At 66.8% G+C, this 26,679-nt stretch carries 13 protein-coding genes; 7 read left to right on the top strand and 6 right to left on the bottom strand.

The window, feature by feature from the left end; all coding sequences use genetic code 11:
• Positions 1 to 132: 132 nt before the first annotated feature.
• Genes HALOF300_RS20385 through HALOF300_RS20370 form a run of 4 tightly spaced genes read right to left on the bottom strand, consistent with a single transcriptional unit; the run spans position 133 to position 16,299 of the window.
• A complete protein-coding gene (locus tag HALOF300_RS20385; RefSeq protein ID WP_156742738.1) occupies positions 133 to 2,328 on the bottom strand; it encodes a UvrD-helicase domain-containing protein in 2,196 nt (731 codons plus the stop codon).
• Positions 2,328 to 8,693 carry a DEAD/DEAH box helicase gene (locus HALOF300_RS20380; RefSeq protein WP_156742737.1) on the bottom strand — a complete coding sequence of 2,122 codons (6,366 nt, stop codon included), beginning with the start codon at positions 8,691 to 8,693 and terminating at the stop codon, positions 2,328 to 2,330. Before HALOF300_RS20380 ends, HALOF300_RS20385 begins: the two co-directional genes overlap by 1 nt.
• Positions 8,690 to 13,426, bottom strand: a complete 4,737-nt coding sequence (locus HALOF300_RS20375) for a DNA methyltransferase family protein (protein ID WP_156742736.1) — start codon at positions 13,424 to 13,426, stop codon at positions 8,690 to 8,692. Before HALOF300_RS20375 ends, HALOF300_RS20380 begins: the two co-directional genes overlap by 4 nt.
• A complete protein-coding gene (locus tag HALOF300_RS20370) occupies positions 13,423 to 16,299 on the bottom strand; it encodes a helicase-related protein (RefSeq protein ID WP_156742735.1) in 2,877 nt (958 codons plus the stop codon). Before HALOF300_RS20370 ends, HALOF300_RS20375 begins: the two co-directional genes overlap by 4 nt.
• A gap of 427 nt (positions 16,300 to 16,726) precedes the next feature.
• Between HALOF300_RS20370 and HALOF300_RS20365 the strand changes: the two genes are divergently transcribed.
• From HALOF300_RS20365 to HALOF300_RS20340, 6 genes are all read left to right on the top strand, one after another.
• Complete coding sequence (locus HALOF300_RS20365; protein ID WP_156742734.1) at positions 16,727 to 18,226, top strand: ATP-binding protein; 1,500 nt, start codon at positions 16,727 to 16,729, stop codon at positions 18,224 to 18,226.
• 26 nt (positions 18,227 to 18,252) lie between these two features.
• Positions 18,253 to 18,540 carry a hypothetical protein gene (locus HALOF300_RS20360; RefSeq protein ID WP_156742733.1) on the top strand — a complete coding sequence of 96 codons (288 nt, stop codon included), beginning with the start codon at positions 18,253 to 18,255 and terminating at the stop codon, positions 18,538 to 18,540.
• A gap of 212 nt (positions 18,541 to 18,752) precedes the next feature.
• Positions 18,753 to 19,004 (top strand): nuclear transport factor 2 family protein, encoded by a 252-nt coding sequence (locus tag HALOF300_RS20355; protein WP_197522712.1) that lies wholly within the window; start codon positions 18,753 to 18,755, stop codon positions 19,002 to 19,004.
• Positions 19,004 to 19,777 carry an ABC transporter permease gene (locus tag HALOF300_RS20350; protein ID WP_156742731.1) on the top strand — a complete coding sequence of 258 codons (774 nt, stop codon included), beginning with the start codon at positions 19,004 to 19,006 and terminating at the stop codon, positions 19,775 to 19,777. The genes HALOF300_RS20355 and HALOF300_RS20350 overlap by 1 nt, the downstream gene beginning before the upstream one ends.
• Entirely contained in the window at positions 19,774 to 20,256 is a 483-nt protein-coding gene (locus HALOF300_RS20345) for a hypothetical protein (protein ID WP_156742730.1), read from the top strand. The genes HALOF300_RS20350 and HALOF300_RS20345 overlap by 4 nt, the downstream gene beginning before the upstream one ends.
• A gap of 396 nt (positions 20,257 to 20,652) precedes the next feature.
• Positions 20,653 to 21,357: a hypothetical protein gene (locus HALOF300_RS20340; RefSeq protein WP_156742729.1), complete on the top strand. Its 705-nt coding sequence runs from the start codon at positions 20,653 to 20,655 to the stop codon at positions 21,355 to 21,357.
• A 392-nt stretch (positions 21,358 to 21,749) separates the two neighbouring features.
• On the opposite strand, the gene HALOF300_RS20335 is transcribed toward HALOF300_RS20340, so the two are convergent.
• Positions 21,750 to 22,598, bottom strand: coding sequence for a hypothetical protein (locus tag HALOF300_RS20335; RefSeq protein WP_156742728.1), 849 nt, complete (start codon positions 22,596 to 22,598; stop codon positions 21,750 to 21,752).
• A gap of 293 nt (positions 22,599 to 22,891) precedes the next feature.
• Here HALOF300_RS20335 and HALOF300_RS20330 point away from each other — a divergent pair, with 293 nt between their 5' ends.
• The gene (locus HALOF300_RS20330; protein WP_156742727.1) at positions 22,892 to 24,907 is read left to right on the top strand and encodes a hypothetical protein; all 2,016 of its coding nucleotides are present in this window, start codon (positions 22,892 to 22,894) and stop codon (positions 24,905 to 24,907) included.
• A 412-nt stretch (positions 24,908 to 25,319) separates the two neighbouring features.
• Here the strand turns inward: HALOF300_RS20330 and HALOF300_RS20325 are convergent, their stop codons facing one another.
• Positions 25,320 to 26,639, bottom strand: a complete 1,320-nt coding sequence (locus HALOF300_RS20325) for a hypothetical protein (protein WP_231955653.1) — start codon at positions 26,637 to 26,639, stop codon at positions 25,320 to 25,322.
• Positions 26,640 to 26,679: the final 40 nt, after the last annotated feature.

The following is a 26,679-nucleotide window of genomic DNA, read 5'->3' as shown; positions in this document are numbered from 1 at the left end:
GACACTTGGGGCGTGCATGATAGTCGGGCCGAGCACTGGCTGGTATTGCCGAGCATTGAGGTTTACTGAATTGCTTCAGCGGCTGATGTGCCTTGGAAGGAGTTCACCCTGCGAATTAGGGCGCGATGACACTCAGGTGCGCTGGAGCACCACCAGTTCGTCCCGCGCCCTCGTGGCAGCCACGTACACGAGCGAACGCCTCCGCAGGCCGGTGTCCGCACGGTCCGTCTCATCCATCGCGGCCAGTCGAGTCTTCTCAGCCGCGCTCTGGTGCCCGACGTCCGTCAGAATGACCCTGCTGAACTCCATGCCCTTGGCCCGGTGCATCGTCATCACGGCGATCCGATCGGAACCTGGTCGCTCGCGGTCGACCGCGCGTGCCGGGATGCTCCGTTCGGTGAGCGCGCTGACGACCCGGTCGCGCTGGAACTGGTCCTGTACGAGCACCGCGATCGTCTCGGGAGCCGCGCCGGCGTCTATCCAGGCGGACGTGTGCTTGGCGACCAGGTCAAGTTCCGCCCCGAGCGTCGCGGCTTCACGTACCACGGGAACCGGGCCGGATCGTGCCGAGCGGTATCCCGTAGCCTCCGCCCCCTCCTCGAGGTCAACATATTCGCCGCCCTCAAGCACCGTCATGGCATACCGCAGGTTCTGCGCAGTGGTGCGGTAGTTCAGCGTCAACCGTTGCGAGCGTCCGACGATCTTGATGCCGTACCGGCCGAGGACAGTCCGCGGCCCGTAGATCCGTTGGTGGGAGTCCTCGGCGATGAACAGGTCGTCCGGCCCGGGCGCGACGAGCGCGCGAAGGAGTTGCCAATGCGCGGGGGAGAGGTCCTGGCCCTCATCGACCAGCACGTGGTCGGCCGGCGCGTCGCCCGTGAGTTCCAAGTGTGCGGCCGCGATGGCGGCGGCCTCACCGAAGTCGGCCGTGCCGCTGATCCGGTTCTGCACCCGGTAGGCGGCGACCAGCGCCCACACGGCGACCCGCTTGGCGCGATCGAGCGCCACGCCGCGGCCGGGCCGACGGACGCGCAGGTACTCGGCCTCGGTGTGGATCCGGTGGGGCAGGACGATCAGTGCATACTCGGCACTCAGGAATGTCTCGTTGGCGATCTCGGGCGGCAGGTCGGTCGACGTGGTGTCGAGCACGGCCCGCCACCGATCGCCGGGCGTCCGGCCGTTGACCGCGCTGCGGTCCTCGCCGAGCACGGTTTGGACGGCCTCGTTGATGTGGATCCCGGCCGAGCGGTTCACGGCAGCAGCAATGGCGTCGATTCCGCTCACGTGAACACCAGGCTGACCCAATTGGGCGGCCAGCCTGATCGCGGGGTCCAACTGCGCGAGACTGTCACGCATCCCATCGGCGAGATTGGTGGTGAACGTGGTCATGAGAACCCGGGCGGCAGGGTCCCTCCGCGCGAGTGCTCGCGCTCGGTGCACGAGCACAACCGTCTTGCCCGTGCCGGCCCCGCCCGAGAGCCGGAACGGGCCGCCGTAGGTCTTCCGGACGTACTTGCGCTGCTCGGGGTGGAGAAAGACGCGCCACGCACCGAAGTCGCCCGCTTCGATGACCCGTCGCAACTCATCCTGGTCGTCGATGAACGCGAACTGGGTCTGCGCGGCGGGTTGGCGTAGCGAGGTGATCAGGTCCGCGTCCTCGTTGCCCGTCGGTTCCGAGACCTCGATCTCGAGCTTCTCGAGGATCTCCTGCACAGAGTCGCCGGTGGCAAGATCGACCAGGACGATGCCGAGCCACCCCTCGTGCTGTCCGGCGAGCTCCAGGATGGCGTCGTCGTCCGCCGCCGCCATCGCAGCATCGGCGACGTCTTCCGGAACACCAAGTCTCTTGACGAGTTCCTCCCGCGTTCGGCCGAGTGCGAGGAGCCGGGGCTGATCCGGCACGACGGCGGCAGGCGCCTCGTCACCTGTCGTCGCCTTCGTATCGGGTTCCGGACTGGGCGGGGTCTCGTCGTTCGATGAGTCCGGACTCGCGGCCAGCTCGGGAGTGGCTTCGATCTGTGGGAGACCGTTGATCGGATTGACCTTGAGACGGACGCGCTTCGCGACGTCGATCGCGTCGTCGTGCGGCCACACGCCATGGATCACGTAGTGGGTCTCGCCATCACTGTCGAGCCGGAACATGACCGCTCGCCAGAACTGGTCCACCCGCCCGGTTCGGACACGCGAGTCTGCGGACTGCTGAATGGGCTCGACGTGCAGGCCGGGCGTGGTGTCGTCAGCCGAGAGCTTTTGCAGGAACGCCATGGCCTTGCCGCGGGTGGACCCATCCAGTTTGACGGGCCACTTGGTCATGATGATCGTCGGCATCAGGCTTCCTCAGCGATCGACGGGTCGGTCAGTGCACGTCGGATGGCGTCTACGTCGGGAGGCACGAGGTGCCAGCCGGCCGCCTGCAGTTCGGTGCGGTCCTCATCCGAAAGCTCGGTCGTCGCGACTGCCAGCAGGTGGTGGGGCCAGCTCATCGGGACCGGGATACCGGCGGGCGTCTCGTGCCCCAACTCCGGCGGTGTGAGTTCGGCGCCGGCGATGGAAAGGGCTCGGATGAGGTCCTGTTCCTCACCGGGCATGGCCAGGCTGTATGCCTCTTCCCATCCTGAGGAGATCGGTGACTCGGGGAGGGGTTCGCTGGTGGGAGTCGTACCGACGGCCGCGGCGCCCGACGTCGTGGTGATGACGGTTGGCCAGTCTCGAAGGTTCAGCGCGTTGGAGAGCTGCAGCCACTCACGCCATGCCTGGGCGTGAGCCTCGTCGAGTATCTCGGGACGATCATCGAGTACCAAGGCGACATCGAAGACTCTGTCCCGGATCCCGATGGCAGCGGCTAGCGGCCCATGCCGCCACAGCCTCACCAATTTCGACCCCGGGTCGACGGGTTGATCGACCAGGGCTCCGGTGGCCGCCTCGGCGAGGGTGACCGCCTCCGATACCTGGATCGGTTTCGCCAGGGTGGAGGTCGCCAGCAGCATCGGAACGGCGCGGCCCACGATCTTGGTCGGCCCCGCGGAAGGCGTGGTGATCCAGCGCATGAGCCAGCCGATGGGGCCGTGCTGGAGCGCCTCGTAGGCACCCGGTTCCGTCATCAACTGCTGCTGTTGCATCAACGTCGCGATCACGTCGTGTGAGTACCAGGAGGGAACGGGGACGTTGCCGGTCTCGGCTTCCGCGACGTCCTGGCTCGTGATGGCCAACACGACGTGGCCCAACTCCCGAAGGATGGCCCGCTTGTCGGCGTCGTCGGCGAGCCGGTTGTGTGCCGCGGTGGCGTGGTAGGCCCGCCCATCGGTGAAGATCGCGACCGCTGGAACTGAGGTGTCGTTCGACTCGAGCACGAAGTCCGGCTTGGAGTGCGCCAGGTTGATCTGCGGCGTGAGTGTCCACTGCCGTGTGCCTCCCGGGAGTGTGAACCTCACCGTGTTGCCCCAAGCTCCAGGAACCTGGGTCACGTTCGCGCCGAGGGTCTCCAAGCGCGTGACGAAGAGCTTGCGGAAACGCTGCTCGAGGTGTGACTCCGGGTCCTCGGCGGGCGGAATCTCGGTGACGGTCCAGGACGAGCCGTCTGCAGATTCGGCGTCGGCGGCGAGCCCAAGCAGGGTGCGTAGATGCCGGTCCGCTGATGCCCGCGAGACGCGGCGCACGGAGGCGGACCGCGTGAATGGCAGCAGGCAGCGGTGGCAGGCCAGCCGTTCCTCGTGCTGGCACTCGCACTCGCGCACCACGTCCCATGCGCGCACGAGTAGGTCGCGCAGACGCTCAGGTGACGCGAGCTCGGCCAGGTAGCCGGTGCCGCCGGGAACCACATCATGCATGAGGATCGCGTCGTGGTTGTCGCTGCCGTCGCTGAGGGTGGGATCGATGACGCGCTCGACCTGGATGTGGTCCGGGTGGCCCCCGACCTGCTCGCGCAGCCCGAGCAGCAGCGCGGCGGCCAGGCTCGGTACCGCGAAGTCGTCGCCGATCGTGACGGAGTGGGGAAGCCGGATCAGGAGCCCCTGGGTGCGCAGCGTCCGGGACAGCGCCACCGTGCGGGTGTGTTCGTCGGCGGCCGTGCGGTGGGGGCACCAGGGTCGATGCTCGTGCGGGCGGTTCCGGCCGGAGTCGGTGTCGAGTTTTCCGCAGCCGGCGCAGACCCGGAACAGGGCTCCGGGGCGTTCCTCCCCGCTCATCACCCGGGTGACGCCGTGCCCGGGTGGGCCGACGTTGATCCAGCGCACGTCCATTGACCGGGCGTAGGTGCACCCGATCCCGGTGCCTTCGGCGAACCACTGGCTCGAGATTAACTTTGGATCGACATCCGCTGCGGTGACGATCTGGAACGGTGTGCGGGCTCGGTCGTCCCGGTGGTCGGAGATCATCACCTCGTCGCGGCGGACCTCGCTGGTGACATGGGTGAGTTCGACGACGTCGAGCAGTTGCCCCGTGTCGGCAATCCCAGCCGAGCCGCACCTGGGGCAAGTGGCGTAGCGCTGCTCCTTGCCCTCCAAGGCGACGTCCGCCGCGAAGCCACAGGCAGGGCAGAACGCCCACGGTCGGATCGACTCGCCGTCCATCCCGAGATCCACCGCATCGATCGCGATCTCCCAGCCGCGGGCGTAGAACGTCGCGCCCGGCGCGAAGTCGCGGATGGCGTTGGCGGATCCCCGTTGGAACTGAGCGTGAGAACTCTCGAAGGTGTTGGTGTCCGGATCCACCCAACTCAGGCCGACGTCGAGGGTCACGGTGTCGTCGAGCAGGGTGTAGTTGGGCAGGATCCCGTACTCCTCGAGGACACCGATCCAGTACTCGCTGGTGAGGTGCCCGCGCTGCCCCAGCGTGAGTTTGCGCGCAGCCTGCGCGGACCGAAGCGCCCGCCGGTCATCGTCGGTGGCCGCGGGTGACTGCTCCTTGGCGATCAGTTCCGGCAGCAGTGCGTCGATGGCGTCGATGCGATGGTTGAGCGTCTCGATGGTTCGCTGCCAACGTCCGCTCGCGGCATGCAAATGTGCCGCGAAGCCGCTGGTGCCTGGTCCGTGGACCGGCGTGACCCATTCACGCAGGTCTCGCGTGACATCGTCCGGCAGGGCGTCGAAGGTTCCGAGGAAGCGGTCCACGTGTGCCTGGGCTTCGGCCTCGGCGTGGACGATGAGGTCGCCCAGGAATGTGCCGGCATCGGATGAGCCGATTGCCCCGGTAGCCTTCCGCGGGTGAGGACGCCCCGCATCACGGGCGAGCTCGTCCACCAGGTGCGCAGTGTACTGGCGCCGCAGGATCTCCTCGGCCTGCAGGTAGGTGGCGGGGGGCCGCACCTCGCCGTTGATCACGGAGAGCGGGTCGCCTAGCTTCGGCAGCTGCTCACCCCGACCGGTGACGAACGCGAGGCTGAGCGCATTCCCGGTCAGGCGACCGGCGCGCCCGACCCGTTGCAGGTACGAGGCGACGGTACGGGGGAGGGAGGAGAGGAACACGGCGGACAGGTCGCCGATGTCGATGCCCATCTCGAGCGTGGGTGTGGCGACGAGGACGTTCGGCGCCTGCGGATCCACAGCGGCCGATTTGAAGCCGTTCTCGTACGCGACGCGCGTCTCGTCATCGAGCAGACTGGTGTGCTCGCGGGCCACGATGCGCCGCATGTCGGGTGAGGAGTAGAGGCGTCGATAGAAGCCGTCCGCCACGGTGGCGCGGTGAAGCCGCCCGCCACATCGAGCGAGCAGGCAGGGCCCATCCACCAGTTGATCCACGGTGGTGGCGCTGCCCGGTGTCACGTCCCGGCACACGTCGCAGGTCAGCAGGTGCCGTCCGTCGCTGAGGTCCTCCGGCGTCGTTGGAAGGATTACGACGGCGGAGGGTGGGATGGCATAGGTCGTCGCCCCGGATTTGGTGCCCGTCGTCGTCAGGGTCCCGTCGTGCGCGAGGCGCTCGAGAAGGAACCTGGCGAGTCGGCCACCGTCGCTCGGGCTCACTCCGAGGACCTTCGAGGTCCAGCGCGCGTACCAGGATTGCGGGGACGTGACGGCGTCCAGTCCGCTCTCGGAGCCGGTGCCCCCGATCCGGGGGAAGCCGGGAGCGGGGCGCCCCGGTGGGAAGGCGGGCATACCTTCGCCACGGGGACGGCCGCCCCAGATGGGCCAGCGATGCCCGTCGTCGTGCTGGTACTTGACGAACCACGGGTGATCGATGGCACCCTGCGCGCGCATCCGGTCAAGCACACCGCGAACCCAGCGGACGAGCGCGTCGTCGTCGGGCTCGCCCGCTCCGTCGAGGGCGTCCTGCCATGGCTGTCCCTGGAGTACCGTCCGGGCGGCGCCCGCCAGTTTGGCAGGGTGGCCGGCGTCAACCTCGGCGGCGACGGCACCGGTGAGTTCGAGGGTGCGACCGGTCCGGGAGTTCAGACCGAACTCCAGGGCAACGTCGAGTGCGAGGCGCCGACGTACCCGGGACCGGACGGATGCGGGGACCGATCGCAGCGTCGGGTTCGTCCAGAATGCCGTGAAGGATTCCCGGTCGGCGCATTCCGGGGCAAGGACCCGGTACCTGGCGAAGGTGTCATCGCCGGCCTGCTGGATCACCTCGTCGACGAGTGCGTCGAGGGTGAGAGAGCCTGCGGCGACGGCTTCTCTGAGGACCGCACGCAGGGTGAAGGTGTGTGACCGGGCCTGCACGAATCCGGCGCGATGCGCCGCATCCTGCACGGCGTCGGTGAACACGAGTGCCTTCTTCTCGGCGGGATCGAGGTCAGCCGAGCCGAACACGGTGGTCAGAGCCACGGACAGGAGCGTCGCGATGGCGCTGCCGAGGAACCTGATCGCATCCATCTGGCCGCACGAGGGACAGGTGTCCTTCTTGGCTGCCTCGTCGGCATCCGGGCCTGTGATGGTCAGCACGGGAAGGATCCAGCCCTCGCGGAGCTCCGGATCATCGTCGTCGGGAACAGTCGTGAGCAGATGCCGTCCGCGGACGGAGAACCAGGCGAGGCCCTCGACCGTGTTGCCGGCCAGCACGGCAGAGTCGGCTTCCCGGGGCGCGTACAGGAGGGCGCGGGCGCGCCCCTCGCCGGTGGCGTGTTCGCGGCGGATCGTCGAGTCGTCGGTGGCGAGGCTGTCACCGACGGGTGCGAGACCGACCATCCAGCCGGACCGGCCGCAATGACGGCAGAAGACCGCTGGGAACGATGGACGTACGTCCTCGGCGCCGAGGACGGCGATGGGTTGACCATCGTCGCTCCAGCGGAACTGTGCGCCGGCGTCAGCCGCACGATCGATCCGGTTGAGTTCACGCACCCAGAGGTGCACGTCGACGGAGAGTGCGTCGCGGCCGACCAGTGCCCGTACATGTCCGAGCATCGCGACGACGCGGGAGAGGAACGTCCCCCATCCGTCCCGTGCTGCGGGCGCGGTGAGCGAGGAAGCGAGCGTGCCCTCCACGACTCGTCTGACAAGGTCTCCGAGTTCGACTGCGTCTGTGCACACGCGAGCGAGAGCCTGGATCAGTGGGTGGGCGCGCGTGGCCTCGAGAAGGAGTCGATGGTTGTTCAACAACGGCGCGGTGTCGCCGGAGTACAGGTGGGTGAGCACCGTCGCCGCGACATCCGCCGCTGTGGGATCGGAGCCCAGCGAGTCGAGCGCCGCGTTCGCTGCCTCGAGGTCGAGGTCAGCAAGCTGGACGGGTTCGAGGCCCGCAGTGGTGATCGCGGCGTCGGCGCCCGCGGTCCACTCGTCGAGGTTGAGCCGGGACTCGGTGACGACGGATCCGTCGTCGAACGCCTCACCGAAGACGGTGCGTGCGAAGTCCAGCATGACGGCGGGATCACCCTTGTCCCCAAGGGTCGCCGAGGTTGCGACCGGAGTGATCCGACCGAGGGGCCGGGAACGATCGGACTCGGTGAGGTCGGGGTCGGACTCGCTCCAGTGACTCTTCAGGGTGAGGCCCAGCCTCCGGAGCAGCATGGCGACGTCGGTGCCTTGGGCGCCGTCGTAGGTATGGAACTCGTCCAGCACGAGGTATTGCAGGCTGGTGGCCGACTTGCGCCAGATCTCCTGGTCCGTGTCCCGCAAGAGGAGTTGGTCGAGCATCTTGTAATTGGTGAGCAGAATGTCCGGCGGGTCGTCGCGGATGATGGCGCGGTCGGTGATCAGGCCGTCCGCGGACACACGAGTTCGGGCCGGGCCGTCCTGGCCGGTGTAGAGCGCAGCGGTGACCGTGGCCAGTTCCGGGATCGACGAGAGCATCCGGGTGAGTCGCTGGGCCTGATCGTTGGCGAGAGCGTTCATCGGGTAGAGGATGAGCGCCTTGGTGCCGGTGATGCCGTCGCGGCGGGCACGCAGCACGTGATCCAGGATCGGGTAGAGGAATGCCTCGGTCTTTCCCGAGCCTGTGCCGGTCGTGACGAGCGTGGGTTGCGGCCGGCGGCGCTGACCGCCGACCATCGATGAGAGGCGCTCGAACGCCGCGGCCTGGTGCCCGTACGGCTCGAACCCGCCCGACCACTCCAGCGAGTCCTGCCACCCCGGCTCTGCGGCCCGGAATGGCAAACGGAGCCGGACGTAAGGCCCTTTGAACATCCCGGTTGCTGGGTCAGAGAGGAACCGGTCGAGCCCGTCCCGGGCATCGTCATCGGCTAGCGCGAACGTCGTGGTCAGGTAGTCGACCAGACCATCGCGGATGCTCCGTGCTTGCAGTGTGGGCAGTAGTTCACTCACGAGCACTCCCGGAGAAGTTGCTCGAAGTGTGCGTACGCCTGGCGCATGTCCGCTTCACGGTCCAGGGTCACAAAAGGAAACTCGTAGGTGTAGGTGTTGCCTGTCTGGTTGGTGGCGGTGCGTTCCTCCTCGGCGATCCGGTCACCTTTGGCGCGCCAGACCCTGAGGACCTCGTTCGGTACCAGACGTCCATTCACGTCGTAGAAATACACGTCGCGGTCGTATCCATAAAGCACGGCGAACTGCGTTCGGTAGATCGTGCAGAGTTCATCGGCCGTCAGGTCGAGCATGAGGGCGACGAGGGCATCGATTTCCAGCATGGCCTGCCGTCGGTCGATCGCAATCCGAAGGGGGGTGCGGGCCGACCAAGTCCGCAAGACGTCACCAAGATTTGAGTTCCCTCGCCTTTCCGGGGAAGACCAGGAGTCGATCCGGAAGGACGGCAAGTAGCAGGAGTCCCAGAACTCTGCGTAGGCCGATGTGAGGCATGTGAGTCGCAGGTACCGGAGGAGTAAATGTCCTCCAAGCGCGTGCCCTCGCACGTAGGGGAGCCGGCCAATCGTGCCGAACAGAATCTCTGATTTTGGAGCCGTGCGAACGCTGAAGTCTAGGATCAAAGAACTTGCGAAAGCGCCGATTTGCGCGAGTTCGGGCAAACTGTTGGAGGCCACGGCCATGGAAAGGACTGGATTCACATGTGAAGCCCCCGGAGGGATTGGGGCCGCGATGAGAGTGCGGACACCGGTGTTCGCAGCCATGCGGCGCCACGCGATGCGGTAGTAGTCGCGCGCGGGCTTGGGGTCGTCGTCGGTGCCCCACTCGGTGTAGCCGACGTCGTACCGGTAGCGGTCGCCGATGGGCTTGTACGCGGTGACCGGGATGGCGTCGGGCGTGAGGGTCTCGAAGTCGGTGGCGGACCAGTCCAGGTTGTGGAGCATGGTCTTGTTCGGGGTCTTGTAGAGGGGCGTGGCAACGTAGAGGTGGGGACCTTGCAGGATGACGTCGTCCCAGGACTCCGGTGCTCCCCAGGCAGACTCGAAGTACCCCTTCGTTCGGTCGTTCTTCTCGTGCCATCCAGCAGAGAACTCGAGACCGAGTTCTCCGATTCTGGGCGCCCGCGACAACTTGTCGAGCACGTCGGCGACCGACCGGTTCACCGCGTAGACCATCCGCGTGCGTCGGACCGGCACGGTGGGGGTTTCGAGGACCGCGTGCCAAGTCGCGAGCGTCTGATCGGTCACGGTTATGATGCGACTCGCATGGGGCCGTAGATCCCAGTTCCCGTCGGGGTCCTTCAGACCTGGCTCGGCGCCGGACCCGTCGTGATCGTACGAGCGGATGATGGTGTCCGGGTGATAGAGCGAGGTTGCCATCTGGAACTTGGCGACTGACTTCTGCTCGCCATAAACATGAATGCCATAACTAACGTGGTGATCGATCTCAAAGAGTTGGAGTTCGTTGACGAACTGCCAGTGCCGTCGCAGCCGTGTGTAGGTCGCCTCTCGGAGGAGCCCGGCCTTTTCGTCCGTAAAGTGGGTCTCGGGATGGATCAAACCCACGGCACCACGGCTGGAGGCGTGTCGCCACGTCTGCTCCATGAAGCAGCGGTAGAGGTCGGGCTGCAGGCCCTTGAGGTGCGGGTACTGGGGCACTGCACCTACGAAGGCCGCCGTTCCCGCGACGTCGGTGGTGCCGGCAACGACCAGCTCGGTCACGCCTGGTAGTTCCATGGTGGTGAGTCGCATCGTGGCGCGCAACGACTCTGATGGCTTCGTGGCGAGTTGCCACCACGGGTCGCCCTCGGCGAGCAGTGCGTCGACGTCGGCTCGGGGGCGGACCCAGGGCGGGTTCCCAACCTGTAGGTCGAACCCACCGCGCGCGGACACGGCGGCGAAGTCGAGATCCCAGTGGAAGAAGCCCTGCTGTTCGGCGACGCGGTCACACACCACCAGCCAGGGGTGGTCGGCCACGACCCTTTCGATCGGTTGTGTGCCGGCGAGCGTGATCTCGAGTTCTTCGGCATCGGCGAGTTCGTCCCACGAGATCGACGAGGCCAGGGTCTCCTGGTTCCGGTCGTTCTTCTTGCGTAGTTCAGGGCTGCGACCGAGCAGGCGCTGGAGGGCATCGATCCACTGCGCGAGCGTCGGCGGCTGCGCCTGCGTGGTGCCGTCGGGTGTCTGTACGGTGGTGGAATCCTTGGTGAGTGGCCAGAACCAAAGAGCGGTCCAGGCGTCCATGACCCGGCGTAGCCGGCGGTACGCGCCGTTCGCGTCGGCCAGGGCGGCTTCGATCTGCTCGCGTTGCACGGCGCCGCCCTCGGGCAGCTCGCCCGCCTCCCAGACGGGCACCGAACGGCGGATCTCGCGCTCGGCGATCTCCAGGCGTCGGTAGGCGAACTGCCAGAGCACCTCGACCCGGTGAGCCAGCTCGGCGAGGGCGTCGACCTGCTGCTTGGTCGGCTTCGCTTTGATGGAGCCACGCCAGCGCTTCAACGTTGCGGTCGCGTCCGGGGCGAGGGTGGCCGCCTCCTTGGCGTCAGCGGCGGCGCCCCAGCCGTCGGCCGGGAGCAGGAAGTGGTGGATGCCGCCGCCGAGGTCACCGCCGACACTTCCGGCCCGGAGGTCCTCCACGAGGGTGTTGAGCGCGGAGTCCCGTGGCACGCTCTTGAGCCAGGACTTGTCGTTGACCTGGTCGCGTCGGTATACCGCGCGGCGGGCGCCGATGAGGGAGTTGCCTCGCCTGAGGTGCAGGCCGAACCACGGCGCGGCCAGGCCCGAGACCATGGTGTCGAGCCAGAGGGAGATCTCGGCGAGTTCGACGGCCGTGGCGTTGAGGTCCACGCCGTAGACGTTGTGCAGTGCGAGATAGGCCTTGACCCGCTGGAGTTCCTGCGGGTACTCGTCGGGGTCGATTCGGCGTCCGACCTCCTCCTGCCGCCGGTCGAGATACCTCTCGGCGAGCTGGCGCACGGCCTCGATCGCGAACGCCCCTGATCCGAGTGCCGGCTCGCAGACGGTCATCTCGAGGATCTGCGACGCGGGCGTGGGTCCGTCCTGGTCGAGCAGTTCCTCGAGGGCCTGCCCGACGGTGAAACGGGTGAGGACCTCAGGCGTGTAGTAGGACGCCGACTGCTGCCGCTCCCGGCCGGCGAGCCGGAACACGAACGACCCCGCGTCGTGCTTCACCGGCACCTGCTCCGCGGTTCGCGGATCCTCGTGACGCACGAAGTCCTTGCTGTCGATGCCCTCGGCACGGTCGATCGGGACGACCCAGGATCCTTTGCTGGAGTCGCCGCCCTTCGCCACCTCGTACAGGTCGGTCTCCGCGAAGAACCCGGTGTAGGACATGAGGCCCTCATAGACCGCGCCGAGTTGGTTGATTCCGAGTTCGGCGTAGGAGATGAAGCCGCGATCGCGTCCGCGCTTCTCCTTGCTGAGCAGCAGACGCGTCAGCACGTCCTGCAGGGCGCGGTTCCCGAGACCGACCTCGTCGATGTGCGCCGTCGCCTCGGGGCGGAACAGGTCCGCGCGCAGCGCGTTGAACGTGAGTCCGGGCGCGAAAGCGGAACCGTCCTCTACTACTGCGGCGCCGCCGTCGGCCACGTGCGGCTCTGCCGCAGGTTGGTGACCGGAGTCGACGAGCCGGAACAGCGCCCCGAGCGACTCGTAGAGGTGCGTGCCTTCGAGTGCGCGTGCCGACGTGAGTTCGACCTGAACGAGTTCGCGAAGGCGGTCGAGGGAGTAGCCGTCGCCGTACTCCTGGGTGCCCACCGGGAGCACGCCGAGTTGCGGGGAGGCCTCCGCGTACAGCAGGAACAGGATCCGGTACAGGAAGCGCAACGCCTGCTTGGCGAGCGGCTGGGCTTCCGCCGCCGGCAACGGCGGAAGATCACGCGCTGCGCGCCGCGTGACCACCTCGTTGGCGATGATCTCGATCGAGGCGCGGACACCGTCTCGAAGGTCTTGGGAGACGCCGACCGTGTGCTTCACCGAGTCATCGAAGACACCGTGCCACCAGAGGTTGCCGTCGGAGTCCGGGGCGATTGACTCGGCGGACAGGCAGGTGAGGGCACGGTCGACCTCACCGCCCCGCTTGGTCTCGTTGCGTTCGCACACGAGTTGGAGGTCGATGGCGAGGTAACGGCCCTCCGCCCAGCGTTCCTTCTCCGCGAGCACGATCCACCGGCCGGCGAGGATCAGGATGAGGTCAGGCCCGTCGTCGGCGACGAAGAGCGCGGACGCGAGGCGAGCCGCCGACATGAACTCGGCCTCCTCACCGTCCAGGGCCACGGGAACGGGCAGACTCGACGCGTCCTTGGCGAGGATCTCCTCGACCGATGCGGCCGGCTTGGCGTGGATCACCGAGAGTGGTGCGTTCTCGGTGATCCCGGGCGAGGAGACTCGAATGAGTGGGCCGGTGGCCTCGGTGACCAGTCCGTGCCGGGTGAGGCCGAGGACGTCGAGAACGCGCCCATAGATCGACTCGACCGACTCCCACAATGGCGAGCCTTCGCCGTCGGGCATCTCCTCAAGACCGGCGAGGTCGACTTCGAGACTCTGACGGGTCGCGGTGAACCGCGAGAGAGGGGTGAAGCGACCTTCCTTCGCCTCGGCGTCCCAGGCCTTGCGGCGCTCGAGGACCCGTGCCTGGAACGACTGGGAGGTCGCATCGGTGGTGAAGTAGTGCTCGGAGATCCAGTCCTCACCGACGAGGATTGCGTCGGAGGTGCTCATGCGTGGGTTTCCACTTGCGGGACGACGACCAGGAGCGGGCGGACCAACTGGCGATCGGGGTTCATGGCCGTGACGATCTCTCGTTCCTGCTGGACGCTGACGCGACGTTGCCTGAGCTCCCTGCGTTGGAGGAGTGCGTCCGCCTCGGTGTCCCAAGCGTCGAGGCGCCGGACCCATTGCTCGACGCGCCTGGCCACGTCTGCGCCGGCTGCGGCGAAGACCTCCCGCATCTGGGCCCGGGCATGTCGGACGGCGACGGGGATGAGGCGCTGCAGCCGGTCGAGGTCACCGACGGCGCCAGGGTTGGCGCGCGTGGTCCCCCAGCCGAGGGCTTGGAGCGCCTCATGGGCGGAGGCGTACGGGCTGACGAGGGTGAAGTCCGGGTCCTCTAGGGCAGGGAACTCGGCGGTCAACCAACTGGTCGAGACCACCTGACCGCGCCGGTTGGTGAGCGTGCCGAGCAGGAGCACCGTGGGGGAGTCCACGTCGCCGCGCACCGCGAAGACCTCGTTGCGGTTGAGGTGAGCCAGAGCCTTGTCCGAGGCCCAGTCGAGGACCGGGTGCAACGGGCTCAGGAAGTGGGCGTCCGGCCAGGATGACGAGGTCTCGTCGCGGCGTGCCGCCTCGAGCCGATCCTTGCCGCGGAGACTGGTCGTGGCGAGAACGAACTCGTCCGTGACGCGACGATCGGCAAGGTAGGACTGGGGGAGGACTGCGAGGCGCTGGGTCAGGTCCTTCGGCGGAACCATCTGCGCCGTGCCGAACTTGGGGTTCCGGCGCCAGGCGACGCCGTTGTTGCCTGGCGGCGCAGTCGGGTCGATGAACGCGGCCCGGAGCGCCTCGTCGAGGTAGGAGATCTCGTCCGGGTAGAGGCCGGAGCCCGCTCGTCCGTCTGGCTCCCTCGGGGTGACTTGGTCCGGTGACGTGACCGCGGGGGCGTCGAAGAGCCGGTAGAAGAGGCCGGTGAGGTCATCGCTCGCGGCCACCTCGTCGACGGTGCGGACGACGTCATCCAGCGCTTTGGCGCCGGCGAGGACGGCCTTGATCTGTTCCTCCTCGCCGTCGACGTCGTACTTGCCCATCAGCGAGGCGACGTCCCCGAGTGCGGTGTGGGCCTCGTTCTCCTTCGTCACGAGGCTCGCGAGCACGCGGATGTCTCCCGCAAACCGCTCGCTGGTGGGCTCGAGGAGCAGGGCCGTGATGCGGGGCGGTGTCTTCTGCCCGTACCGGTCAATGCGGCCGTTGCGCTGTTCGATCCTGATCAGACTCCACGGGATGTCGAAGTGGATGAGCTCATGGCATTGCGCGTGGAGGTTGACGCCCTCGGAGGCGACGTCACCTGTGACGAGGACCCGGATCGGGGCCTGCTCCTGCTTGAACGCCTCGACGATGCGCTGCTGCTCGTCGTCGGCTAGTCCTCCATGCATGATCTCGACGGCTTCTCTCGGGAGGCCGAGGTCCTTCGGTAGGTGTTCCTGGAGCCAGCGGAGGGTGGCGATACGCTCGGCGAACACCACGGCGCGCTCCGACGCGCCCTTCTTGACGCCGATGCGGCGGAGTTCGTCCAGGAGCGCGTGGTACTTCGCGGGCTTGTGCGGAACGGCGGCGCTGGCGAGGTCGAGGAGGCGCTTGAGTGCCTTCCGCTCGGTGTCGGCGGCAGGGCCGGCACCGAGTCGCTTGATCCGCTCGACCACGGTGTCGCGCAGCGCTGCCGGGGAGGACAGGAACGCCTTCGCCAGCGTCCACGGGAACAGGCTGCTGTTCTGACCGGAGTGCGGGCTCACGCCACCGACCGGGTGAAGCCAGGTCTCGTCCAACTCTCGGGCGATCGCGTTCTCGGGCTCCGAGGCCTGGACCAGGCGGTTGACCGGCTCCTGCCGCTCGGCCCAGTCCGCACCCACCGCACCGGCCACCTCGGGGCTGTGCCGGTGGCGACGGATGACCAGGCGCTCGACCTCCTCGGGGGAGGCGACGCCGTCGGGCGGTACGGCGGACGGGTCGAGGAGCCGGAGCAGTTCGGCGAACGACTCCTTGCGCCCGTTGTGCGGCGTCGCGGAGGCGAGGATGAGTGCCTCCGCATTACGGGAGAGGAGACGGGCGAGCTGGTTGTTGAGCGTGGCGACGTTGGCGAGGTTGTGCGACTCGTCGATGACGACCGCGTCCCAGCGCTGCTTCTTCAGGTGGGCGATGTAGCGCTCCGACTTGAGCGTGTCGATCGAGATGATGACGCGCTTGTAGAAGCTGAACGGGCTCCGGGTGGCGGGCATGCGCTGACGGACCCGTTGGATGCCGGCCGAGTCCAACCGGACAAACGGCAACGCGAAGCGTGACCACATCTCGTGCTGCATCTGCTCAAGCACGTGCCTCGGCGTGACGATGAGGATCCGTTCGCCCCGGCCCCGGCGGACCAGCTCGGACAGGATCATGCCGATCTCGAGCGTCTTACCCAGGCCGACCGCGTCCGCGAGGAGGATCCGGGGGCGGAGGTTCGCGGGATCGAGCGCCTTGCGCACGGCCGTCTGCTGGTAGGTGAGCGCGTCTGCGAGAGCCCGTGTGGAGACCGTCAGGTTCGAGTCGCCGAGGGGCACCGGGGTCTTGCGGTAGGTGGACTCCAGCCACAGGCGCGCGGTGCGGTAGTGCGGCGAAGAGTCCGCGACGACGCGGGCGGCGGCGGGGTCGAGGGGCTCGATGCGGTCGAGGCTCGCGTAGAAGCTCGCGGTGCTGTCCCGGACGAGCTCACCGAGGCCCTGGACGTGGACGAGGAGTCCGTCCGCGGTGTCCTCGGTGGAGGTGACGAGCCATTCCTCGTCGCGGATGACGACCACGGAGCCTGGAGCCAGGTCCGCATGAGTCTCGGCTAGCGCCGTCGTCATATTCAGTACTCCTTCTTCACCCCGAGCGTGGCGGCCCCGCGCACGCTCTTGGATGCTATCGGTGGGATCGTCCGCTCTGGTCCGGGTTGGCGCCCAACTCGGTGCCGGTAGTCCTGATCGGCAGTCAGGGATCAGTGGTAAGGCGACCGGGTTGTCGCTCGGAGCCTGACCTGAGGCGCAGGCTCACACGTCCGTTTCGATGTAGCCGCGTTTGCGCAGGGCACCAGTCGGCGGAGGGCCTCCTACGACACATGCCCGGCGGAGTGACGCACTTCGGGTTGCATTGCATTCTGGCAAGGGGCGGGTACGTTGCCTCCACCACATCGCGCCGACGTTGCTGAGGTCACGTGTCCAGTTCGTGCGGCAGACCCGAAGGTCCTGCGTGGTTCCGGGTCGTTTGTCGGAAGGTCGACGTAGGGTCTGGCACATGGAGACGCGTACCCTCACGGCTGATGAGGCCCTTGACCTACTCGCCCGTGGTGAGTCGCACTTCTGGGACTTCAAGAGTTCCATGAGCAGCGGCAAAGTCATCCAGAAGATCGGGTGTGCGCTCGCCAATGCCGACGGCGGCGAGTTCCTCGTTGGTGTGGAAGACGTCAAGACGGGCTCCGCGCTCGACCGTTGGAAGGGGTTCGCGTCTGTCGAGGACGGCAACCACATCATGCAGTCGCTGAGCTCCGACGTCTCACCGTCCGTGCCGTACCTGGCAGAGTGGCTACAGGTGAATGGTCATGAGTCAGCAGGATTCGCCTGCCTACTCTCGATCCGCAAGAGCCCGGTGGTCCACGAAATCTCCGACGGCACGGTGTACGTGCGGCGTAACGCATCGAACGCGAAGATCGACGCTGCCGAGCGCGTGAACTTGGCGCTGTCGAAGGGGGCCGAGACATACGAGAATCAGGAACTTGGCGACTACACGGCTGACGAACTGGCTCAGGAAGACGAACTTGCCAACTTTCTCGGCACGCTGAGCCCCAAGACGGCGCCTGCGGACTTCGTGCGAAAGCAGCGCCTCGCCAACGTGGAGACCGGCAAGGCCCGCCTGTCGGGAGCGATCCTCTTTGCGGAGTCGCCGTCAGCGGTTGCGACGAAGCGATGCGCCGTGAAGGTGGCTCGCTATGAGACGAAGGTGGAGAAGCCTGACCGTAAGCACTTGAGTGGAGTTCCGGTCACGATCGAAGCCCCGGCCTACAGACTGATCGAGCAGACCATCGCCGAGGTTCAGCGGCTCATCGAGGCCGTGTCAGTGCTGAAGCCCACCGGCGAATTCGAGCAACTTTCCTACCCACCAGAGGCATTGAAGGAGGTCATCGTTAACGCGGTGATCCACAGGGATTATAATATCTCCGATGACATCGTCATCAGGGTGTTCGACAACCGTGTTGAGGTTAAGAGCCCCGGTCGCCTGCCTGGGCACATGACGCTGGATAATCTGCTGACTGACCGCTTCTCTCGCAACCCGACCATCAACCGACTCATCAATAAGTACCCGGACCCGCCGAACAAGGATATAGGCGAGGGTCTGAAGACGACCATGCGGAGTATGGCTCACGCGAAGCTCAAGCCTCCGCGGTTCGCTCAAGAAGACAACTACTTCGTTGTCACGATCGAGCACACGCCTCTCGCGCGACCCCAGGAGATCGTGCTGCAGTACCTGGCTAGCCACGACGAGGTCACGAACGCCATCGCGCGCGAGCTGACCGGCATCAACTCCGAGAACACGATGAAGGAGGTCTTCTACGACCTCCGGGACACGGGCGTCATCGAACGTGTGCCTGGGAAGGGCGGCAATAGGTCCGCCTGGAGGCTCGTGCAGTCGACGACTTCGGCGGACACACCAGAGGCGACCGATGCCGGATCGGGCCGTCGGCGACAGCGTGTCCAGCCAAGGCGCCTGTCCCGGTCCAAGCGGCGAGGCAAGAAATAGTCCACAAGTTCGACGGCCGGCTCGGCTTGAGCTCCCGCAACCCACACTGGGCGGAAATCTCCACCGAGTACACGAACAAGCCCCGGCTGAAGGCGAATCCCCTCGATGACGTGCTCGCCGAGATGTCGCTGACCCTGGACATTGACGCCTGCAACGAACTCGCCGGGCAGGCCCAGCAGACCATCATCGACTCGGGCTATGACGTCCGTCTGGTGGAGCAGTTCCAGGTGTTCGCGTTCAGTTCCGACGTGCAGTGCATCACCCTCGAAGCGTCCACCCGCCTCGGGTTCTACGACCCGTGGCTGGAGAACTGAGATGACGCTTCCCTGCAGGAGATCTCCGACCGTATCGAGATCACCGACACCATCACCCGGTACTCTTACGGCCTGGACTAGCGCATCTGGCCGGAGTGGGACCGCATCTTCACCCCGGCCGAGGTACTGGACTTCAGCGCCGTCGGGATGCCCGAGCACAGCCGGCCGAACGGTGCGCCATCCTCACCCAGGGTGACGCGACCCGGATCCCGGTGGGCCAGCACCTGCTGCACAACACGGCGATCGAGGTGGACGGCGACCGCGCCACGGCCCGCTCGGAGTACACCATGACCACGCACGCGCGCACCGAGACCGAGGGCAAGGCCCGCCGCGTCCAGGGCGGCGGCTGGTACTCCGACGAGATGCTCCGTACCGACGCCGGCTGGCGGATCACCCGCCGTACCGCCAACGCCAAGTGGATCGACGTGGTCGAGGTGGACTGGGCCGCACCGATACCCGACTGATGGGCTTCTACCTGGTGCGCCGCCTCGGGCAGGCGGCGGTGGTGCTCTGGGCGGCGTTCACGGTCAGCTTCGTGATCTTGTACATGCTGCCCGGGGACCCGGTCGCGATCATGCTGAACCCGGGCGGCCAGGCCACCTACGTCGACCCCGAGGCGGAGGCGGCGCTGCGCGCGGAACTGGGCTTCGACAAGCCGCTCATCGAGCAGTACTTCACCCGGCTGGTCGCGGCCGTGCAGGGGGACTTCGGCACCTCGATCCGCACCGGTGAGCCGGTCCTGAACTCCCTCGGCGGCGCGCTGCCGGAGACCCTGAAACTCGCCGGGGCGAGCCTGCTGCTCGCGATCACCCTCGGCATGACGCTGGCCCTGACCGCCACGTTCATGCGGGCCCGGTGGCTGCGCGAGGCATTGCTGCCGCCGCCGCCGCTGGCGATCTCGCTGCCGGGGTTCTGGGTCGGTCTGATGTTGCTGCAGGTGTTCTCGTTCGGGTTGGGCTGGTTCCCGGCGCTCGGGAACGACGGCGTCGCCTCGCTTGTGCTGCCGGCAATCACCCTCGGTGTGCCGGCGGGGGCCGTTGGGGCGCAGGTGCTCGCGAACTCGCTCGGCGCAGTCTCGCGGCAACCGTTCGGGGAGGCGGCCCGCGCCAAGGGCGTCAGCCGGCTGCGCACCCATCTGGTGCACGTGCTGCGCAACGCGGCCATCCCGTCGCTGACCATCGTCGGGCTGATCGTGGGCAGCTCCCTCGCCGGTGCGGTGGTGGTGGAGGCTGTGTGATCCGAGGATCACTACCCGACGGCGGGTGGGCGCGTGCGACATCGTCACCGTCTCCGCGGCGGAAGAAGGACCTCGGCGCCTCCGGCGCTGCAGGCGCCGAACCAACGCGCGTCCCCGGCGGCCGCAGCGGTACTCGGGAACCCAGGCTTCGCCGTCGGGCCGGGTCTGGCGCCGTTACGGCGTTCCTGCGCCCCGGACTGATCCTGTCCGTCCTGGTCATCCTCGTGGTGATCGGGTGGGCGCTGGTGCCGACCTGGTTCACCAGCGTCGACCCGATCACCGGCGTGCCCGCGGAGAAGTTCACCTCGCCCGGCGCGGCGCACCGGTTCGGCACCGACGTGACCGGCCGGGACCTGTACGCCCGCACCGTGCACGGGGCCGGGCTGTCCCTGCAGGCCACCGTGATCGCCGTCGCCATCGCGATGTTCGTGGGCACCACGATCGGGAGGTTGAGCTCCGCGCCTCCTCGGCATCTTTGATGGCACGCAACTACTCGCCAATGTAGATGTGCACGCTGGTCTGCCGCCGCCTGCCTGGCACGCCTTGGACCCTCGAACCAGGATCTGCGGCCCGAACAGCACGACAACATCGTCTCGTTCCTGGCGCGAGCCGGGCCTGGACGCAACGGATGACTACGCGGGCAAGGTGGTCCCCTGAATGGGGCGTGACTGCGTGGTATTCCGTGAGGTGTCTGCACGTGGCCGCTAGGTCGCATGAGACGGAGGCAAGCCGACACTCGGCGATTCCGAGCCGTGAGGCACAGTCCTGATCGTGAGGAACGGACTTGGCCCGGCGGCTATCCCGAAGTGCTTACCTTTGCGCACGTGCCTCAAGGATCATCCACGATCGTCCGCTCGGCGTGCCAGGATCGGCCCATGACACGATCCCGCGAAGACTCCGAAGCCGAACTCGCTCAAGTCGTCGAGGGAATCAAGGTCGACCTCGGCCCAGAAGCTTCGTGGCCCTCGCCTGTCCTCTTGAACGGTCTGGCTTTGTGTGTCATGAACTCGATCTACAGCACGGGCAACCGCTCCGAGCGCGTGGTACGCGTGCTCGACCGCTACCGGCGACGTCGGCGGGATGCAGGATTTGACCCCGCCTTGGACGGACCCAAAGACCTCCTGGCCGAGATCGACGAATGCGGTGGTCCCGAGGGCTTCGCGAACGCTCTGGAGAATCACTGGCGTGCGTGGAGCAGCAAGACAGCGCCATACAAGGCGGAGGTGATCTATCAAGCGGCGAAGCTGTTGGACACAGCGTCGGTGAACACCCGTGAACAACTTGAGGAAGGGCTTCGGGACTCGGTAGCGCACGAACATCTGAAGCGGGGTTGGCAGGGTCTGCCTGGACAGGGTAGCGGGCTCACTTGGCGATACTTCCTGATGAACGCCGGGATGCCCGGCATCAAGGCGGACCGGATGATCATCGGCTGGACGGTGCGAACGCTCGGACGAACAACCACCCCTGTGGAGGCGGAGCGGCTTCTGACCGACTCTGCGAGCCAGCTGGGAGTCGAGACTCGCCGGCTTGACCATGCTCTCTGGGACTACACCCGTCGGACGCGGCGTCAACAGTCCTGACGCCCCAAATGGCGGCGGCTCGACGTAACGAGTAGGACGCGACGACTGCGGCAAACATACTGCCTACGACGACTCGCCTTGAGCACTGGCCCGGACGACGGGCAAGTCGCGGATCGACCGTGGCGCGCGCTCGTACTGGCAGCAGGACATTGCAGAGGCCCGCTCCTCCGTTCCGCAACTCCTGAGTTGTACGCGTGTGCAACCCTCCTACGCGCCTGTTTGATGCCGGTGCGGCGCGGACCAGTGAGGCCCGTCTTCCCATCGGAATTGCCCCTGACCCGCGCGGATGCTGTGCTGCCTGGTTGTGAGGACTCCGCACGGCAGCCCTCTGAAGGCCCGATCACCGTGCTGGCGCTGGCCGAACGCGGATTGCGGACCCAGTCGCCATGCCTTCAGTTGCCGAGGAGGTGCCAGTGGTGGCGGCCCCGGTACCAGAGACCGGTGGTCGAGGAGTGCCGGTACTGGCCGAGCCAGCCGATCGGTCGGCAGTAGACGTCGACACGATGGGAGTGCCCGTTCTCGTCGACGCGATCCCTGATTTGGTGCAGGTCCCAGTGCCAGCCGACATACGTCTCGCACACGAGGACGTATTGTCTCCGCTGGTTCGACCCGGTGCCTTCGGATTGGGGTCCGAACAGTACCCCCGGCCCGTCTCGGCCACCGCTCGGGATGAGGTGGCTGGCCAGATGCAACGGATCCCCTCCGCCCCATCGTCGCTGCCACTCGGGCTCGCGGGCACGTCGGGCCCACTGCGGGCCGATCTCGCGTGTTCGGTCGAGCGGTGGCAGCCCGGGGTCCCGGACTTTGGCCGCGGACGCGGAGAGGAGGCCATCTCGCGCGTGCAGGGCGAGCAGGTCAGGGATCTCCGGGCCCCACCAGCGGTCGACGACGCGCAGGATCGGATCGTCGGTGGGGCGTCCCATCTCGTGCCATCGCTCGAGACCGAGGTCCGCCCGGTGCCAGCCCAGCCCGAAGTGGAGCAGGTGCAGCAGAGGTGCCCAGAACGCCGCGGCCGCGCCAAGGCGCTCGTCCTGGAAGGGACCGCTGCTCGTTGGACTTCGCGGAATCGGTTCGGAGAGCGCCGGCTCGGCACACGCACGCCATGCAAACGGAAGGTAGCGGAGCCAGGGCCCGGAATCCCCCAGAAGTCCCTTGAGACTCAGATCATCCGGGGCCCAGTCGGCCGTGCGCACGATCTCGCTGATGTCCGATCGCCGTCCGGGCACCTCCGTCGCTCCCATGGCACGCAGCATGGCAGAACCCATGACTCCGGCGCAGGCATGACACCGCCTCCGGTGTTCTCACGTACCGACGCGGGAGCTTCGCCGATCGATGGACCTCCCTGGGACGCCGCAGGCAGTTCGATCCCGAGATGGCGGCACTGCCCGGTGATCGGGGCTCGGCTCCTGTCCTGAGCGCTGGACTGCGCCGTCGGCAGGCCCACGAGCACGATTCGACTGCCGCTTGGTGAAAGGGCCCGCGTGCGTCGGACCCCTCGGATAGGTTCCATGGCGTGGCCCATGAACCGACCCCTGTGAAGACTTCCGATGTCTACGAGACCGCCAAGATCGTGGCCTCGATCGGTGATCGGCTCTCGTTCGAGCAGGCGTTCGCGCTCTGCAATCTTGTGCTCCTTCTGGATGGCGGGCCGGTGGCACGCAAGGGCAAGCGGGCTCCGATCCGGGCGCCGATCGTCGCGGCCCTCGAGCGGCGGGGCTATGTGGAACGAGGAGGTGCCCAGCACGGTCGCAGGTTCCGGGTCACATCGGTCGCCGACCTCAGAGCCGGCGTGCCGTCATGGACTACCTCGGCACGGGTCAGCGACCCCGGCCGCCTGACGGCTGAGATCAGCGCATCCGACGAGGCCTTCGATCTGGTCGCCCAGGCCTGGAGCCGACGAGAGCGCAAGCCGCGGAAGCCGACTCCCGTACCGCGTCCGACGGCGGCACCGAGCCCACGACCGGCCGCCAGCGACGGCACGGACCCCGCCGACTCGTTCGAGGTTCCTCAAGTGGACGCCAGCCAGACCGCGCACGAAGCACCCCAGGAGGAGAGTTCCACGAGCGACTTCCTACCGCCGTGGCCACTGTTGGCACCGCTGAACTTCGATGCCTTCGTCGACGGTGCCCTTCCTGTCACTGCGACGCTGCCTGCTTTCGACGAGTCGGGCCGCTCCGTCGTTCCGCCTGCCGACCACGTTCTCGACGCGATCGTGCGTCAATGGGGAAGCTCTGACGAGGAGGATCTGCTCTACTCACCGGCACCATTCACCGTGGCCATCACGCCCGAGATGCCGACATGCGACGTTCAGATGTGCCAGATGGCGGCACGTTTCGACATGCGGGTCCGGGCAGGGGACGGGCAAGGTTGGGCGAACCTGTGCCCGTGGCACGCCCGCAGACACCACCTCACCGAACTGGGTACAGGCAGCGGCGCCTACCTCCTGCACCCAGACGAGATCCGCGACGACGACCTCAAGGCCGCCATCCAGGAACTCGGCCTCGACGAAGTCCTGGTCCGGTCCTCCGAGCCCGAACCCCGCTGGTCGCACACCTACAGGGCGCTCGGGTTCGCCCGTGACCCCTATGGATCGAGGTTGGTGCGCCGAGCCGACCAGACCACGATGGTCGCAGAACGGCTCGCGACTGGTGGGATCGGGCTCAACGTCCGAGAGACGGGCAACTACTACTTCGACGACGGGCGACTCTCGTTCGACCGTGTCGTACCCGAGGATTGGGCGGATGATCGAGTACGCGAAGTCCTGTTCAACGTGCTGCGCCACCGTGGTCGGCGCGGCAGGGACGAGGACAGTCTGCGGATGACGCTCGAGGAGGCAACGGCGACCGTCCTACGAGGGCTCGACGACGGCGAGACGCGCCGCTACCTCCGTGACTACATAGAGGAGTCCGAACGTTCACTCTTCGCGGTGGGTGCCGACGAATCACCATTTCGACACGCGAGCAAGATCGTGGCGCAGACCTCCGCCGATCTGGACGTACTGCGACGAGTCTTCAAGCAGCATCCGCACCACGACATTCGAGCTGAGGTCGTGGCACGCGAGGACTGCCCACCAGACATCCTCCTTGAGGCGGTCCAAACGGCGGACACCAGAACCACGCTTCTCCGGGGCCCAACTCTGCCGCCCGAGGTCGTCAATCCCTTGTTCACCACGATTGCACTGAGCTCGGCAACCGTCGAGGGTCACGGGCAGATGCTCCTCGCGGCGACCCATTTCGCGACACCACTCGGGCTCATCGAAGGGCTCCTTGAGAAGGCACTTTTCGAAGCTGACGCTCGCGACTCGGTCCTGGATCGTGCGGAGGCACTCGACGCCGAACGCGCCGCGATCCTCCGGCGCATCGTCCTTCGCAAGACTCACCGGGGACGGGTCCAGGACGACTTGATGCACAGACTCCTCGGCGACGCAGGCCTCACCAACTGGGAGGTCATCGACTGGATCGAGACACTCGATGACCGGGTATCCCGGGATAGGGCGCTGGCGTGGATCCGCACTCATTCCGACGACAAGCGCGATGTACTCGAGCAGTGAATTTCGGAGTTGGACGACGACTCAGATCTTCTCCTGAGACGACTCCATAGTGGATGTCCATGGCAGGCTAGCCCCGACACAATGACTCGCAGAGGATGGCGAGCGTGTGGTGACCTGCCTGGCATTCCCTCACTCTCGTGGCTTGCAGACGCGCAACGCGGCAATCGATGGTTTGGAGCCCTCGGGGCGGTGGTCGTCGACGACAAACGCGTTCGGGGACGATGTACCGGTCCCATTGTCCGAGCGCCGGTTCTCGGGCACGTTCAACATCCGCATCGGCGAGAGAGTCTGCACTGATCGCTGGCGATGCACGCGGATGCGGCGCGTGATCCTGAATCATAATGTGGCCCAGAAACTCACCGCCGGTTGACACACCGTTGCGATGCGCTGATGGAAGGGTGACTGCTGCGCGTCAGGGCGACTCGGTTTTGCGCTCCTCGTCGTCCCCCTGTCGACGTCGCGTCCGCTCTGAGATCTCGCTGGAGAGCCGACCGGTCATCGTCTTGGCTCGGTCGAGCGTGCCGTGGCCGAGGCGCTTCGCGGCATCGACGCCGTCGGCCCCGGTCCCGAGCACGTTGTCTCTCACGTCGGCGGCTGCGTCCACCCATCGCTTGGCTTCGACCGACTCCTGGTCGCCAAGGATCCCGAGCCGATCGTGGAAGTCAACGACCGCGACGCAGACGTGGTTGCTTGAGTGCACCACGGCTCTGGCGGGCACTGGCTGCAACAGGACCTTCTTGTTGGCGGCACCGGCCGCGGTATTCATGCGTGAGATCAGGCGCTCGGTGCTGCGCGAGATCACGTCCAGGCGCTTGCGCCGTGCTGCCTTGAGTGCGATGCGGTGCTGGTCCAGGTCCTCGGGGGATCCGTCCAGCACACGGTCGAGCTCCAGTACGCCGATCGCCTCTTGCAGTTGGAAGCAACGAGCCAGAATCGTCAGCCACTCCTGAACCTTGGCCTCGGCTTCTCTGGTCGCCTTCGCGAGATCCCCGAGTTTCGTCTTTCGCTCAAGCTTCTCCGCGATCGCATCGAGCTGACGCAACGCATATGCCTGTGTACGCGCGATCGTCACCGAGGTGGACTGCACCTTCGACCACGTGACCTCGGAGACCTTGCCCACCTGGTCCCGGATGACCATGGCCTCATCGATCACGAGGTCCACTCCGATCATATCGGCGAGCACTGCGTCCTTCTGTGCACGTAGTAAGTCCTCGACCTTCTCGTCGATCGCGGCGAGGTAGTCGGCAATGTTGTCCATGGTCTGCTGCATGGCGAGTTGCGACATGAGAGCGCCGGCGCTCGCCAGACTTGCCGGGTTGAGCAAGGTCGCACCCTTCACGATCTCGAGGATCTTGGTCGTCTGTCCGTTTTCTACGAGGACAGCACGGCCGACGCCGAAGGTCGAGCCCTTCATGAGTTGGCCGGCTTTGAGTGCCCTGGCGGAGTCCTCGGTCAACTTCACCCAGCGCCCCGAGTTGGCTGCGAACTCAGATCCTGCGTGCAGGGCGCCCGAGCCGGCGCTGAGTCTAGGTCCGAGTCGGTGCAGTCCGAGTTCCCGTGACGCCAGCCCTTGGGAGGAGAGGAACCGGTCGATGACCGCCGGGTCGCCGAGGATCGCCACGCCATCGCCGTCGCTGATCAGTTCAACTTCATTGTTCAACGTCGGCTCCTGGGTAGTGGCAGAACTGGCACTCTTCGCATCAACGGTGGACCGACGAGCCTGCGGCCCCACGCTACCTTCGACGCTACGGCCTTTACCGGGCTTTCCCGCC

It is taken from the genome of Occultella aeris (assembly GCF_902703175.1).
GTDB classification, from domain to species: Bacteria; Actinomycetota; Actinomycetes; order Actinomycetales; family Beutenbergiaceae; genus Occultella; species Occultella aeris.
Note: the sequence above shows the minus strand (reverse complement) of the source record. Positions and strands in the feature narration are given on the sequence as shown.